General features: G+C 45.4%; 15 protein-coding genes. 7 read left to right on the top strand and 8 right to left on the bottom strand.

All coding sequences use genetic code 11. From position 1 onward, the window contains the following. Positions 1-70: 70 nt before the first annotated feature. The 7 genes from mgtE to CALK_RS05850 all read left to right on the top strand — a co-directional run bounded on the left by mgtE (position 71) and on the right by CALK_RS05850 (position 5,943). Positions 71-1,492 carry a magnesium transporter gene (gene mgtE, locus CALK_RS05815; RefSeq protein WP_022636736.1) on the top strand — a complete coding sequence of 474 codons (1,422 nt, stop codon included), beginning with the start codon at positions 71-73 and terminating at the stop codon, positions 1,490-1,492. 97 nt (positions 1,493-1,589) lie between these two features. Beyond that, positions 1,590-2,303, top strand: coding sequence for a hypothetical protein (locus tag CALK_RS05820; RefSeq protein ID WP_022636737.1), 714 nt, complete (start codon positions 1,590-1,592; stop codon positions 2,301-2,303). Positions 2,304-2,609: 306 nt separating this feature from the next. Next, complete coding sequence (locus tag CALK_RS05830) at positions 2,610-3,068, top strand: chemotaxis protein CheX (protein WP_022636739.1); 459 nt, start codon at positions 2,610-2,612, stop codon at positions 3,066-3,068. 9 nt (positions 3,069-3,077) lie between these two features. After that, complete coding sequence (locus CALK_RS05835; RefSeq protein WP_022636740.1) at positions 3,078-3,434, top strand: response regulator; 357 nt, start codon at positions 3,078-3,080, stop codon at positions 3,432-3,434. 106 nt (positions 3,435-3,540) lie between these two features. Then, positions 3,541-4,584, top strand: a complete 1,044-nt coding sequence (locus tag CALK_RS05840; RefSeq protein WP_162146705.1) for a right-handed parallel beta-helix repeat-containing protein — start codon at positions 3,541-3,543, stop codon at positions 4,582-4,584. Then, positions 4,581-5,372 carry a DsbA family protein gene (locus tag CALK_RS05845; RefSeq protein WP_022636742.1) on the top strand — a complete coding sequence of 264 codons (792 nt, stop codon included), beginning with the start codon at positions 4,581-4,583 and terminating at the stop codon, positions 5,370-5,372. Before CALK_RS05840 ends, CALK_RS05845 begins: the two co-directional genes overlap by 4 nt. Positions 5,373-5,529: 157 nt before the next feature. Then, complete coding sequence (locus tag CALK_RS05850; protein WP_022636743.1) at positions 5,530-5,943, top strand: Hsp20/alpha crystallin family protein; 414 nt, start codon at positions 5,530-5,532, stop codon at positions 5,941-5,943. A gap of 4 nt (positions 5,944-5,947) precedes the next feature. Here the strand turns inward: CALK_RS05850 and CALK_RS05855 are convergent, their stop codons facing one another. The 8 genes from CALK_RS05855 to thiF all read right to left on the bottom strand — a co-directional run bounded on the left by CALK_RS05855 (position 5,948) and on the right by thiF (position 15,167). Further along, positions 5,948-6,766: a CheR family methyltransferase gene (locus CALK_RS05855; protein ID WP_022636744.1), complete on the bottom strand. Its 819-nt coding sequence runs from the start codon at positions 6,764-6,766 to the stop codon at positions 5,948-5,950. Continuing rightward, positions 6,763-7,791: a protein-glutamate methylesterase/protein-glutamine glutaminase gene (locus tag CALK_RS05860; RefSeq protein ID WP_022636745.1), complete on the bottom strand. Its 1,029-nt coding sequence runs from the start codon at positions 7,789-7,791 to the stop codon at positions 6,763-6,765. Before CALK_RS05860 ends, CALK_RS05855 begins: the two co-directional genes overlap by 4 nt. Further along, a complete protein-coding gene (locus CALK_RS05865; protein ID WP_022636746.1) occupies positions 7,788-8,249 on the bottom strand; it encodes a chemotaxis protein CheW in 462 nt (153 codons plus the stop codon). Before CALK_RS05865 ends, CALK_RS05860 begins: the two co-directional genes overlap by 4 nt. After that, the gene (locus tag CALK_RS12145) at positions 8,246-9,838 is read right to left on the bottom strand and encodes a bacteriohemerythrin (RefSeq protein ID WP_022636747.1); all 1,593 of its coding nucleotides are present in this window, start codon (positions 9,836-9,838) and stop codon (positions 8,246-8,248) included. Before CALK_RS12145 ends, CALK_RS05865 begins: the two co-directional genes overlap by 4 nt. A gap of 9 nt (positions 9,839-9,847) precedes the next feature. Beyond that, entirely contained in the window at positions 9,848-12,913 is a 3,066-nt protein-coding gene (locus CALK_RS05875) for a hybrid sensor histidine kinase/response regulator (RefSeq protein WP_022636748.1), read from the bottom strand. Continuing rightward, positions 12,913-14,169 carry a bacteriohemerythrin gene (locus tag CALK_RS05880; protein WP_022636749.1) on the bottom strand — a complete coding sequence of 419 codons (1,257 nt, stop codon included), beginning with the start codon at positions 14,167-14,169 and terminating at the stop codon, positions 12,913-12,915. Before CALK_RS05880 ends, CALK_RS05875 begins: the two co-directional genes overlap by 1 nt. Before the next feature lie 122 nt (positions 14,170-14,291). Further along, the gene (locus CALK_RS05885; RefSeq protein WP_022636750.1) at positions 14,292-14,483 is read right to left on the bottom strand and encodes a hypothetical protein; all 192 of its coding nucleotides are present in this window, start codon (positions 14,481-14,483) and stop codon (positions 14,292-14,294) included. Positions 14,484-14,498: 15 nt separating this feature from the next. Further along, complete coding sequence (gene thiF / locus CALK_RS05890) at positions 14,499-15,167, bottom strand: sulfur carrier protein ThiS adenylyltransferase ThiF (protein ID WP_081698025.1); 669 nt, start codon at positions 15,165-15,167, stop codon at positions 14,499-14,501. Positions 15,168-15,271: the final 104 nt, after the last annotated feature.

Consider the following 15,271-nt stretch of genomic DNA (forward strand, 5'->3'; position numbering starts at 1 on the left):
TGTATGGTCTTCTCCTGTTGCGCTGAAAAACAGTTCAGTAAGTGTAACACAGTATTTTTGGAGGACCAAAATGAAAGAAAATCGTACGTACAACGATGGCGTTCTTGCGCGCCGTCCCGATCAGAAAATTGCAGATTTTATTCACAACCGTTTGAGAAAAGAAGATTATGAATCCGTTGCTTTTTCGGTTCAGCACATGGATATGGTGCAGGCATGCAGCCTTCTCCGCATGAGCAGTGAGACCGATGTTCCTCTTATTTTTCGTCTTTTCCCCAAGGGGCTTGCGGCGGAAGTATTTGAGCATATGGGTGCGCCGTTTCAAGCACAATTACTTGAAGCTTTTACCAACTCCTCAGAGGCATTGCGTCTGATTCGTAAGCTTGAAGCAGACGATCAACTCCGTCTTTTTGATGAGCTTCCCTCAAATATAACCACGCAGCTTTTGGATATGCTTCCTAAAACCAATCAGGAAGATGTACGCCGTCTTATGTCTTATCCCGATGATACCGTTGGGCGTATTATGTCACCGGCGTACTACTCTTTTAAGCAAACAGCCCCCCTGTCTGAGGTTCTGCACATTGTCCGGGCCGGCGATGCCGGACGGGATGCCGTACACGTCTATGTATGTAATGAAGATGGCGGTGTTTGCGGTTCCGTTCCCCTTACAGCAGTTCTTGCTGAAAAAGATGAGACACGCTTGATTGGTGATATGGTTACGGCTGAACCTGTGGTTATTCGTGTACAGGATGACCAGGAAAAGGCTGCACGTCTGATTCAGCGCCTTGCCGTATTCGAACTTCCCGTGTGTGATGACGACGGGTATCTTGTGGGAACCCTTCGTGCCTACGATGCCTTGGATGTCATTAGCGAAGAGGTGACCGATGACATGTATGATAAGGTGGGGCTCCTGGATTTAAATTCCCGTGAAAGTGATCGGAGCTATGGCCTAATTCATAAGGGGTTTGGTCATGTTTTTGCCGTGCGGGTACCCTTTCTTATCATAACCCTTATTGGGGGTATGCTGGCTGGCGGTGTTATAGAGGTCTTTGAAGATATCCTCGATGCTGTTGCTGCAACGGCTCTCTTTATTCCTGTTATTATGGACATGGGAGGAAATGTGGGAACACAGTCATCCACGATTTTCACTCGTGCCATGGTTCTGGGGCAAATTAATATGGAGCGTTTTATAAAACACTGGATCCGCGAAACCCTGCATGGTGTAGGTTTGGGAGCGATCTTAGGTGTTCTTGGCGGTGGTATTGCCATTGTTTGGCAGGGATCGCCAGAGCTTGGTCTGGCCGTGGGATTGTCTCTGTGGGCAACCATTACCATAGCAACAAGCCTTGGTTTTCTTGTGCCCTTTCTATTAATTAAAATGGGCTTTGACCAAGCAGCAGGGTCTGATCCCATTATTACAACGGTGAAGGATATGACCGGATTGGCAATTTATTTCGGTATGGTTTCACTGCTACTTCCGGGGCTTGTAAGCTAAGCTTCCCTATACAACCTCCCACTCTTTTGATGAGAATCAATTTCTCATCTTCTGGGTGGGTATACCAAAAATGCCCTGTGGGCAAAAGGAGATAGAAATGAAAATAGTAACAATGATTAGAATAATGATGGCCTTTGTTTTTGCACTAATCCTTCTTCCAGAACGCGTTCTTGCAGGAGAGAAAACCCTTTCATTTACCCGCTTTAACCGTTTTGTCGGAGAGGGTATCGATGAAGGAGTGGGTCCTGTTCATGTAACCCATGGCGAAGTTGAGTTTGGAGATTTTGCAGCGGAGGTTGAATGGCTCTCCGGTGAGAGTGTGAATTTTAATGAGATCGTTATGGGTCTTTTCTACACCCTCCCCATGCTTCCCTGGGATGCAACCTTCGGTGGTGCCGCTATCGGTGTACATGAAGATGATGATTGGGAAGATTTGGAAGTAGAGCTCTTTATTGAAAATAGCCTTGAACTTCCCGCAGGATTTGGCCTTTCCCATATGATCTTTTTTAACAGCGGCGAGGAAGCGTTCTTCTCTGAATTCCTTCTTGAGGGAGATCTTCCCGTTGCTCCTGAGGCTGTGGAAATTGCTCCCTTTATACTTCTCGGGGTAGATCACGGACTTGTCGATGAAGATAACGGTTTTACTGTAAACCATATGGAGTTCGGTGCGGACTTTACCTATGAGATTGGTGAAACATCTCTTTTCCTTTTCAATGGCGTCTCGGGAATTGTGCCCTTGAAGGGGCTCTCAGATCTGGATGAGGATGATGCACATATGGTGTATCACATGGGTCTGGGCTTTTCGCTGTAGATCCGTGAACCTACAGCTTTGTACTTCGTGAAGAATGTGCGTAGCTGTGCAAATGTATGTTGAGAGGGAGTGTGTTCTCCCTCTCTTTTTGTATTCCCCTCTCTTTTCTACGGCACGTATAGAGCAGGTCTCTATGAGGTTTGTGCGGTGCAAACTGCCTGTATTTGGGTGATATTTGAGCTTTCAGAGGAAGGAATGAGTCATACTTCCCTATGGAGTTACAAAAAGACCTTGCAAAACATCTTTTCTATGGTAGACTCTTGTATAAAGTACTGAGGTTGGTTACATTTAACTGAGGATGATCAAATGGATGTATCATACGTAAATCCCTTTCTCAAAGCTACAAAAGAGACCTTTAAAACCATGGTGGGCGTTGAGACTGAAATGGAAAAACCCATTGTGAAGCAAGATGCACGTCACCACTATGATGTTTCGGGGGTGATTGGCCTTTCTGGTGAAGCACAGGGAACTATTGCTATCAGCTTTGAAAAAAAAGCGTCCCTTAAAGTTGTGTCTAAGCTGCTGGGTGCAGAAATTAAAATTGTGGGAGCAGAGCTTACTGATGGTATTGGTGAAATAGCCAATATTATTGCAGGATATGCAAAGCAATATTTGACGGAGTTTAAGGTTGATATCAGTCTGCCCAATGTTGTTATTGGAAAATCGCACGAACTAGCAGCACCTTCGGGAGTACCCACGATTGTTGTACCCTTTTCCTGTGAGCTGGGGTCATTTGCGGTTGAAGTTGCCCTGAAAACCCGTTAGGGGGAATCCATGAAAATCTTACTTGTCGATGACTCATCCACAATGCGGCGAATACAGAAAACACAGTTGAAGAACCTCGGCGTTGAAGATGTGGTAGAAGCGGAAGATGGTATGGATGGGCTTAAGGTGCTCGCAGAAAATATGCCTGTTGACACCATACTTCTTGACTGGAACATGCCAAGGATGGATGGCCTATCCATGCTGGAGGAGGTTCGTAAAGACGATACGTATAAGGATGTCAAGGTAATTATGTGTACTTCAGAATCGGAGAAAACAAAGGTGATTAAGGCCTTAAAGGCCGGAGCGAACCAATATATGGTGAAACCTTTTACTCCAGATGTTCTTAAAGAGAAGCTTAGTATCTAATTTTCTCTACCGATGACTTTTTTTATAAACTATATTGATATGGGTGGGCCTTGTATGTGTCTACCCTTTTTATGTGTGTACTGAGGAGGAGTGTTCCATAATGGGGATGAAAACGTGTTTGTACTGTATCTTCCTCGTATCCCTATCTGTTGCAGAAACCGTAGTCTCCGGGGTGCTACGTGGAAGTAATCGATGGACCCGCGAAGAAAGTCCATATGTGTTGGTTGCTGATGTTAAAATACCTCATGATGCACGTCTTGTTATAGAACCGGGGGTTGAGATATTGGTGGAAAAACCACGAGAAATTATCCCTGATATTCCTCCCTCCCGTCGTCGAGATTCCTTTACGGTATCTTTTATTGTAGAAGGAGCCTTGAATGCTCGAGGCACAACGGATGAGCCCATTCGGTTTCGTGGACGGTACATGGATGATTTGTATGCCCATTGGGGGGGGGTTGTTTTGCAGTCACAGCGACAGGGTGAAGTTGAAATTTCCCATGCCCATATTATGAATAGTATTCGGGGGGTACATGTGCGCCAGGGCAGACCTCTTCTACGGAATATTCTGTTTATGAAAAACACAACAGGAATCTTTACGGAAAATCAAGCAGCGCCGCGTCTTCTTCAGTCTCTTTTTACGGATAACTACGTTGCAGCCATTCGGATACGCGGTAGTAATCCCTCTATTTACAATTCTATTCTGTATGATAATCGTAATATCGGTGTTTGGGCAGATGGGGTGAGTGATTTTGTCTTTGAGCATAACTTGGTGTATAAAAGCGGAGATCGACATTTTGTAGGGGCGCCACCGGGTATGGGACATTGTGTCACCACCAATTCCCGGGGAGATTCCACTGATACATGGGGCAATATTTTTTCGAATCCTCTTTTTGCCGGCTCTGTGGCGGAACAGCGGTTTTTGCAAGAACGTGAAACAGAACAAGCAGAAGAAGATATTACCCGCTCTTTCCCAGATGAACTTTCTTTTACCGAAGAGTTTCAAGAGCCTACCTTTCGATTGTCTGAGTACTCACCGGCACGTTCTGCCGGAAAAAAACTCGCCCCTTCCTTACTCCCGCAGGAGACCCGGCAGATCTTGGGCTCTGGGATGGTCCCGAATATTTTGAATAGTAATGGAGTGTTGCCATGAAAATGCTATGCCTTGTTATGCTATGTCTTGGAAACGTATTGGGGGATGTTTGGTATCCCGATTCACTCTCATCGCGTCAGCAGAATGTCTACGATTCCGTTATTGCCACCGTAGCCCATCCCCAGAATGATGGTATGTTGAAGAGTTTTCTTGAAACCGATGAGCTTGCCCGTCGTCTTGCAAATTATGCTGCATGGCAGAGTCATATGAATTATCCCACGGAGTTTGTTACGCGTCGGGTCTCAGATCGCATTTCTCTGTTCATTCCTTCTGATACGGTGGAAAAACACTCCTTTTCTCTACCTGAGTATATCTTGGGAGACCCCCAAGAGGGGGTGCAGGTGGTGGTTTTTGTCTCTTCAAATTGTCCTCATTGTAAGCGCTATGCCATCCCTCTCTATGAAGAAATACGCCAGGCTACGGGAGATGCTATCTCCTATGCGGCTCTTCCAATCAATCTTATTATTGCCGACCGTGGTCTTATTGCAGCAGCACGCATGGGGTTTTTCTGGGAGCTTTTTACGGCCTACGGGGATATTCGTGGTCGTATAGAAGACGAAGAGCTTTTTGATGCTGTGGAAGATTTGGGCTACTCCTTGAGCGATTTTGTACATATCCTTGATGCTGAAGAACAGAAGATTTCTGCAGAAATAGAAAGGAATAGAACCCAAGCTGAATCGGCAGGTCTTGAGTTTGTCCCAACCTTTTTTATTAACGGGAGGGAGTATACTGGTGCCATGGACAGTAGGTGGATTCTCGATTATATTGATTTTATCAGTGAAAGGTGATGCATATCGTAACAGGGGGATGTCACAGAATACAACAGAGGTTACATCCTTGAACAAATTACTGGAAGTATCCCGCTTTATTTGCTTGTACGTCTAATTGGCATACCCTTTGCTTTTCCTCCGGTGAGAACGGTAAAATTCTAACAAGGAGGATCATATGAGAGCCTTAACACATTACAGAAACCCCGTAGCTTCTTTGATGGATGAAGTCTTTGGAAATCGTAATTTTCTCGATGAGAATTTGCTGAATCCACAAGTGGATATCAGCGAGGATAAGGATAATTACTATATCCACATGGATCTTCCCGGCGTCGATAAGAAGGATGTTCGGGTGACCAGTGAAAGCGGAACTCTTCGGGTATCAGGTGAGCGTAAAAATACGGTGCGCGAAGAGCGTGACGGATATCACTACTCAGAACGTGCCTTTGGCCGCTTCAGCCGTGATTTCCGTTTGCCCGAAGATGTGAACCCCGGTAATATTAGTGCAAATATGAAAGACGGGGTGCTCACCATAGCTCTTAAAAAGGAAGAGTCCAAGAAGCCTCGGGAGATAGATGTTAAAATCTCCTAAGATTCTATCGGGAGGGGGTGTCCCCTCCTTTTTTTGTGTAGTAAAGCAGTGAACCCCATTTGTTTCTCTGAAAGTACTTTTCACCCGAGCGGATAGATTCTGTTCCTCCGATAATAAGTATTCCTGATTCAGAAAGAGCATTATGGAGTCGTTGGTACAACACTTCTTGTGAGGGACGGTCAAAGTAAATTGCCACGTTACGGCAGAGCAAAAGATCTATTGTTCCGTGCGGAAGAGAATCCGTAAGAATATTTTCTACCGAAAACTGAACCATTGACTTATAGGGGGCTTTCACGGAATAGGTATTTCCGTGGGCGGTAAAATAATGTGTCCGTTCTTCTTGGGTTGTACCCCGTCGAACCTCAAAGGCACTGTACACGCCTGTACGGGCTACTTCAATAGCCCGTGAAGAGATATCGCTTCCCCATATTGATATATTTTTGTGCCCTGCTGTGAGTTCAGAAATAGTCATGGCTAAGCTATAGGCTTCCTGACCTGTTGCTGTTGCTGCAGACCATATTCGTACATGTTCTTTTTGTGCGCATAATTGTGGAATAAGATGCGTTTTGAGGAGATTGAAGATTGGTCGGTCTCGAAAAAACGAGGTTTCGTTTGTTGTCATATGGTTGATAAAGTCGTCTTGGAGGTCAGTGCACTTTTTAAGATCATCTAAAAAACTGGTAAGGCTTTGATAGTTCCTCTCACGGAGCAGGTGGGGAAGGCGTTGTTCTGGTAGATACTGTTTGTCCGGAGAAATAAGTATGCCACTTTTCTCGTGGAGAATATCTCGTATCAGAGAAAATTGAGCGGTACTGAGGTTCATCTGGAGAATGTCCGTAGTATTTCCGCGGCGATGCGATCAAGTGGTAGAAGCTGGTCTATGTGCCCGGCCTTATATGCTTCACGGGGCATGCCAAAAACGGTACTTGTTGCTTTGTCCTGTCCGATAGCCTTTGCTCGACCTTTTTTCTGAATCTGTTCCAATCCTGCTGTACCGTCACGCCCCATTCCGGTGAGGATAATTGCCATGACACGGTCTCCATATTCCTGAGCAATACTCCGAAAAAGGTAGTCAACAGAGGGGCGACAATGATGTTCCGGCGGATCGTTGGTTATACGTATTCGCCCATTGCCAACCTTCATATGACGTCCTCCGGGGGCAATATAGACATACCCTGGGCGAAGGGGTTCTCCATCTTCTCCTTCTTTCACTGTGAGAGCGCATTTAGTATCAAGGGATGTCGCCAAGGCGGTGGTGAAACCTGCGGGCATGTGTTGGGTAATCACCATGGGGACGGGCAGGTCTTTGGGGAGGTTTGGTAAAATCGCACCAAGCGCTTTTGGTCCACCGGTTGAACAGCCCACGGCAAGAATTTCCGGACGTCCATAGGTTGGTTGTACAGGTGTCTTTCTCGTGTAAAGGTCCGAATGGTCAGGTCCTCTTTTCTCTGTGGGGAGGAGTATCTCAGCAAAGGTCTGTTGTAGTTGATCTGTGAGATGCTGCTGGTTTGTATCATCGGTGGTGTCCGGTTTGGCGATAAAAGAGAAGGCACCATCATCCAAGGCTCGAATGGTAGCCTCTTTTCCGTAGCGAGTGGTGGAACTGAGCATGATTACCGGGATGTGCGGCCAACGTTCTTTTATTATTTTTAAGGTCTTGATACCATCAAGTACGGGCATTTCCACATCAAGGGTAATAAGGTCGGGAGAGAGAAGCTCTATTTTTTCAAGAGCGTCCTTGCCGTCTCGTGCTTGCCCTGCCAAACGAACTCCCTCAAGAGAGGTGATAATTTGTGAAAGGATTGTTCGATATACCAGAGAGTCATCAACTATAAGTACCCGTTTCATTGCTCCTCCGTAGGGCGTTTTGTAAAAAGACGCTGCAGTTGTAAAAGGGCGAAAAGCCGTTCTTCGTGGTGTATGGCCTGTTCTGCACAGGCGTGGAGAACAGGCGAGCTGTTTTGCGGCAGGGTATGTACACATTCATGAGAAATGGTTTTGCAGTCTTCAATACCTGTACTTATCAGGGCAAGAGGTTCCGTATCTCCTTGAGCAATTACGCAGAATGCTGGCCTTGTTGTTTCAATGGGGGTGAGATTTCCCGTAAAGAAAAGGGGGAGATCAAAGAGTGTTATGAGTGTTCCCCGGACATTAAGAATCCCACGAATAGGTTCGGGTACTCCGTAAACAGGAGTAAAGGTTGTAACCCTTTGTATCTCGTGGATATCTTGTAATTCGAGGGCAACCGACTCACTTCCCGCAGAAAAAAGAAGAACCTGAAGCTGTTTCGTGGTAGAATCACTCATTCTATACCCTTTTCGTTCAGGTGTGGTCCATATTTTTTGTCCATACCTTGAATGTGATGAACGAGCCAGTCACGGAGAAATACCATGATTTCTATGAGATCGACAGTGGTATCTTCTTCTACATTTTGAATAATCGTACCGATGCGATCCAGATATTTTTCATGGGCTTGTTTCTGTTGCGGCAGTTCAGGATAGGATGCTTGGTCCATGAGTCTCTCTTCATCGGCAAAATGCTCTACCGTATATGTTTGGAGCTCGCGGAGGCGATTCAACATTTCCTCCTTGGGAAGCCGTTCTTTAACCGCTTCACTGACACGATTAATACGTTGAAATATCCCTTTATGGTCATCGTTCATCTTCGCAACATGAACATCGTATGAGCGGGAAAATGTGCAGAGAACAGGCTTGGCTTTCGTCCGTGTTTCCTTCTCTTGCCCAGGAAGAGTAATCTGATCAATACTATCTCTCAGTGCTTCTCCCTGGCCGGTAGTTTCAAGGCTCAGGATATAGTTTGTGATGGCACTTTCTTTTATGGTATTGCTTTCTGATCGAATATTGGAAATAGATTCCGCCACCCCTTGAGACAAATTATTGAGGTCTGCAATGGATATATTTACATCTTGTACTGCTTGGGCTCCCTGTTTTACATTTGTCACCATTTCATCAATACGTTCCACGGTGTTTTGAATATGTGTAGCGATCGTTGTCGTACTGGCAGACTGCTCCTCTGCAGCAGAAGCAATCGTGGTAACAACATCGTTTATTTCGCCAATGACAGAACGGATATCTTCTATTGTTTCAATAGTTTGATCAGTTGCTTCCTGAATAATATCTATTTTTGTACGGATATCCCCTGTTGCTTCGTGGGTTTGATGGGCAAGATCTTTTACCTCACGAGCCACAACCGCAAAGCCTTTTCCCGATTCTCCGGCCCGGGCTGCCTCGATGGTTGCGTTTAAGGCAAGAAGCTTTGTTTGATTTGATATGTCTGATATCGTGGTGGTCACCGCGCTAATCTCCTTGGCTGCGGTCTCAAGGGCGGTAACCCGGTGTGAAGATTCTTCTGCTCGATCGAGGGCACGTGTGGTTATTCCTGTAGCCTGTTCGGTACTGTCTGCTATCTCATGAGCAGCAATAGAGAGCTCTTTGGTACTGTCTTCTATGGAGGTTAAGGCGTTTCGACTCTCTCCGGAACCATCGGCAATGGTTTGCATATTAATACTTAACTCTTCCGTAGCAGATGAGACGGTATTCATATTGGTGCTCATCTCTGTGGTTGATTCGGCCACGGCGGAAGTATACTCGTAGATTTGAATATTCTTGTCTCGGATGGTTTTGCTTTCTTTGTTTAGCGCCTTCGAGGAGGTAAGCATCCCAGAGGAGGAAGAGAGTGCTTCCGAGAAGGTTTCTTTAAATGCCTTGTATACTTGGGCAAGTTCAGAAAACACCCCGGTTGAATCGTCTTCTACTTCCGGAAAGGGGCTGGAAAAATCATAGTGCGCCAGCTTTTGTAAGGTCTTTCTGAGGAGATCAATCTCCTTTTGAGATACGGTGCTCTGTGAGCTCTTTTTTCGAAATGTATTAAACATTGTTACTCCTTAAGGGAGGTATTTTTGACAGGTTTCAATAATTTGACTTTTATCAATCTTAATGAGATATTCTGTGATTCCTGCTTCTATTCCACTGCGCTGATCACTCGGTGCAGAGAGGGTGGTACACGCAATAATAGGGGTGTTTTTGTAGGATGGTAGCTTACGTGCCTCTTTGGCAAGTTGTAATCCATCTACACGGGGCATTTCTATATCGGTAAGGATTAGATCAATAGCATCATTCTCACGAAGGATTTCTATTGCTCTTTGACCATCTTCAACCACAATTTTATCATAGTTAAGTTCCTCCGCAATAGATTCCAGTTGTGCTCGGAAAAAAGCAGAATCTTCCGCAATAAGAACGGTATGTTTTTCTGTGGTACGGGGAAGGGATTCATCTCGAATAAGATCGGGACACCCATATTTTACCATTTGGTAGAGATCAATAATGGCGGTGGTTTTTCCTTGAATTGACAGGGTGCCCATAATTCCCTTTTGCACATAAGCGTGTGCATCAATTTCTCCACGAACATATTCGATATCATGAATTTCTGAGACCATGAGTCCAACGCGAAGACCGGTCATTTCAAAAAGCAGAATATGGTAGCGGGAACTCTCCGGTAGAGGGGGGGTATCAAGCACCATGTCGGGTGTGATGAGGGGAACAGTTTTTCCCTCATACGAAATAACCCTTCGTGACCCCAAGGATTCAATATCTGATCTTTTTACGGGGTGGATGCGTTGGATAAGATCCATGGGGACTGCGTAGTTTGTTGCATCACCTTCATGTGACACGGTTAATATGGCATGGGTATCTTTCGGAAGTGATTCCTCATCACGGGGGCGGGAAATCTGCTGTATTGAGTTTTGTTCATTACTGATATGGGGAGACCTTTGAATACTGTCAATATTGAGAATTAAGGCGGTTTCTCCATTTCCTAAAAGGGTGGCACCACTGTAGTAGGGAGCTTGTTTGATATGATATCCAAGGGGTTTTACCACAATTTCTTCAGAATCCCCTAAGGAGTCTACCACAAGGCCATATAAAGAAGTTTCTGTTTGCACGATTACGATGTGCAAAAAACTTGCGGGGGCTCTACGGCGCTCTTTTCCTTGTGTTCTCATCTCTCTTATGGGCTTTGCATCTCTATGTTCTGTAAGATCTTCTGATCGCCGGTCTGCAATTCTTTGACGACGATCTGTGAGAACTTCCCCTGGAGCGGTTCTAATTTCTGCCGGTGGAATACCAAGAATATCAGAGAGACGGGCGAGGGGTATCAAGGTATCTTCCCATGATACAACGGCACCATCACCAATCGTATAGATCTTCTGAGCTCTTTCAGCGGGGGGGATACGCATAATTGTCAGGATGTTCTTTTGCGGGATCGCAAAAATTTCACCCTGTGTTTTTACGGTAAGACAGGGCATAATAGAGAGGAGTAAGGGAAGTTTTATCGTAACGGTTGTTCCCGCATTGGGGCTTGATTCAAGGGAGAGTTTTCCCCCTACGGAGGTGATGGTTCGGTATACTACATCCATTCCTACTCCGCGTCCTGAGATGTCTGTTATTTCTGCTGCGGTGGAAAATCCCGGACGGAAGATAAGAAAACGGAGCTCCTCTTCGCTCATGCGATCACACTCTTCACGGGTCGCAACGCCCTTTTCTACGGCGGCTGTTGCTATCTTTACGGGGTCCATTCCTGCGCCGTCATCTCGAATTGAGAGGCGAATCAGATCGGTCTCTCGTGTGGCAGAAATATGTAGCGTTCCTTCCCGCGGTTTGCCCTGTTGCTGTCGTATGTCGGGTGACTCTATACCATGGTCAAGGGCATTTCGTACTAAATGGGTTAGGGGATCCCCAATAGTTTCAATAATTGTACGATCCAGTTCTACTTCGGCACCGTCAATGCGAAGTGATACCTCTTTTCCTACCTTTTTCGAGAGATCTCGGACAATACGTTTAAACTTGTCAAAAACGACTCCCAAAGGCTGCAGGCGTGTTTTTAACACCGTATCCTGCAGTTCGCTTGTTATGGTGTTTAATCTGCTTGCTGTGTGGGTTATGGGGGAGTGCTGCTCTTTCTCTACTGTACTCAAAAGTTCATTTCGCGTCAGCACGAGTTCTGCCGTAAGGTTGAGGAGCGTATCAATAGTACTAAGATGTATACGAATTGATGTATCCTCAGCTCGTCCCTTGGGACGTGGTGCGTTGTTTCCTTGCGGCGTACTTTTGCCTTTATGAGTCTTTTTTTTCACAGGTTTCGTTTTTGGAGCTTCTGTGGAATATTCCAGCATATAGTCATGAGGAATTTCTGATAGAGCAGCAAACCGGTGTGTGGTAATTGTTTCCACTTGTGTTTGTGGAAGGGAGAGTGCTTCCGCAAAAAGATTGGGCTCTAAAACCGTTGCGCCGACAAAAAATTCGCGAGTTCCTTGGTCAGGCGTTGTTTCTGTGGAACAGCATGAAGATAGAATGGTTACAAGGGAGGCAATGTTTTCTCGCCACTGTTTTTCTTTCTCTTCGGAGTTTTCCAGGGCAAGGTCGTAATAGAAAAAATACAGACAGGGCTCTTCCTTTTGGGCTGTCATGATTTTCTTTGCGGGTATTTCAAACAGGACAACTCCCTGCGCGGTTTTGAGTTGTAGTACCTGTTCTGTATGGGGTGTGGAGGAGGTTTCTTGAGAGAGACTCTCATTTTGTAGTGTCATGAGAGTATTAACCAGTTCTTCTATGGAAATATCTCCTGCATCCTCGGGCGATTCAAGCAAGGAGCCAAGTGTGTCTGTTCCAGCAAGAAGGGCTGAGATAAGAGATTCTGTGAGGGCATATTTGTGTTCCCGGAGATCTCCCAGAATATTTTCCATGGTATGGGCAAGGGCATGCACTTTTTCCATACTAAAGAAACCTGCTCCTCCTTTTATTGTATGGATGGCACGAAACAGTTCGTTAATTTCCTCTGTTCCCGTAGGCGAATCTTCCTCTTCAAGATCCAAAAGAAGTTGTTCTACCTGATGGAGGTATTCCCGAGACTCTTCGATAAACAGCTGTACGAGTTCTTCTTCTTGTTGTCCCATTACTGATGCGTCCGTGTAATAAAGAATTTACTATATTTCATATCATCTTTCATGATATGGGTATACAGCCAGTCTCGAAGAAAAAGGAGCACATCAAAGAGATTGAGGTCTTTTCCTTCTTCCAAATCGTGAATTATTTCTGTCACCTTCCCTAAGAGTTTTCCGTGAGCCCTGCTGTGTTCTGAATAGAGCGGATATCCCTCTTTTTCCATGAGGGTCTCTTCATCGGAGAAATGTTTTTGCGTAAATTGGGCAAATTCCTTACAGAGTGGAAGGAGCGTATGAAGAGGGGTGTTGGTCTTAATTTTTTCATGAATGGTGTTTACATAGTTAAAGATCTTTTGGTGTTCCTCATTAAAAAGAGCTATGCCCACATTAAACTGATGGGTAAAATGTGCAAGCGCCGGTGTCCGTCCTTGAGTTGTTCTAACAGGAAAATATTGTGATAGGGCAATCATGGTTTCGCCTTGGCTGGATGTTTCCAAGGAGAGGGCATAATTGGTGACAGTTTCCTGTGAAATTCGTTCTGTTTCCTGAGATATTTTTGATAAGGTTTCCTGAGCATTCGTAGAGAGCGAGACAGTCTCTTCGATACATGCTTGTACGTCCCCAAGGGCTTCTTTGCCTTGTGCGACATGAGATACCATGTTATGTATCTGAGACCTGTTTTTCTGTATTGATTCTAAGAGTCGGCTCATAAGTTCTGTTTGATTTTGGGTGGATGACGTTATTCCGCCCATCTCTGAGCTCAGGGAGTCTATTATATCTGTGATTTGCGCAATTGATTTGGTGGTAGCCTGAGTTGCCTCTTGGATTTGAGCAATACGGTTGTTTATGTCCGTTGTTGCGGCGTTTGTCTGCTGTGCGAGTTCCTTCACTTCACGTGCCACCACGGCAAAACCTTTTCCCGCCTCACCCGCCCGGGCGGCTTCAATTGTTGCATTGAGTGCAAGGAGTTTTGTTTGTTCAGAAATATCCGCAATTGTTGTGGTTACGGCGCCAATTTCCGAGGTGGCTTTTTCTAAGGACTCCACATGGTGGACGCTCTTTTCGGCTTCCCGTTGTGAGTTCGTCGTAATTTCTCCGGTTCGCTGCGCTATGGCGGCGATGCTCTCTGCATCGGCATAGGTTGTTTCTGTTGTGTTTTGCAGTTCCTGAATCATTTCCTGGGTATGGCTTGCACTCTGTGCAACAGTCTGCATGGTTTGCGAAAGGTCTTCATTTTTTGAAGAGATGGTGGTAATTTTAGCCTGCATTTCCTTTGAGAGGTGAGTCGTTTTGGCTGTTTCAACATGAATAGAACGGGCATTGGTATAAATAGAGCGACTGCTTGCATCAAGATTTTTTGATGATCGAGCTTGTGTTTTCAGTAAAGAACTTACCTCTTCAAGGTTTTTTTCTGCGCCGCTGCTTTCTTCTCAAGGTTTTCTAGCAGGGTGGAAAACTCTTCCTTTGTGAGTCCTTCGCAGGAGGTTTGTTGTACCCCGCATACTGTACAGAGCAGTGAAAGTACTCGTTCAATATCCTCGTGCTGGAGGTGAAGCGTGGGGGATTTTCCTCGAAAAAGCATATAACACCTCGTTTCTTATGTTGTCAGTATATGCGTGAGTATGGTATCTGCCTGTAGAGCAGCCACCATATTTACGCGGGGTGAAAGGGGCGGGGTTGTTTCCGTCACTCCTTGGGTAAAGTCTCCAATAAAGTAAAACGTATCCTTGATTTTCTGTACCGTAATACTCTCCGTATTGCCGTATCCGGCAAGCCCCGATGCTGCCACAAGGAGCTTGGGTGAGTTTAGGAATGACTCAACAATCATTCTCTTTGCCGCAACTTCATCAAAGGCTTCAACAACCACGGTGCACTCGGTAAAGAGTGAGGAGATGTTTTCCGGGGTGATTCTAAGCTTTTGGCAGGTTATATCAAGGGACGGTTCAATTCGCAGGAGGTTTTCTTGCAGAGCATCAACCTTTGCTTTGCCCACTTGGTCACGGAAAAAAAACTGCCGATTTAAATTTGAGTAGTCTACGGTATCAAAATCGTATAGAAAGAATTTCGTAAACCCAGACCGCACAAGGTTCATGGCACAGTTTGACCCCAGCCCACCCGTACCAGCAATTCCAATGGTGGTTTCGGTGATCTTTCTATACGATGTATCATCGTACAATGCTTTAAAATATTTGTTCATTTCATCTCTATGCTTTCTTCTCCCTGTTTTTTCGTGCAGCAAATACAACGGTAAGGATATGTCCCCCATCAATTTCAACAGTTCCCTGCACACTATCTACTTTATGTGATGCTGATTCATTAACTGAGTATATGGGAATTGATTGCTCCAGGAAGCCGAAGAAATCAGAAAAA

It is taken from the genome of Chitinivibrio alkaliphilus ACht1 (genome assembly GCF_000474745.1).
Classification (GTDB): domain Bacteria; phylum Fibrobacterota; class Chitinivibrionia; order Chitinivibrionales; family Chitinivibrionaceae; genus Chitinivibrio; species Chitinivibrio alkaliphilus.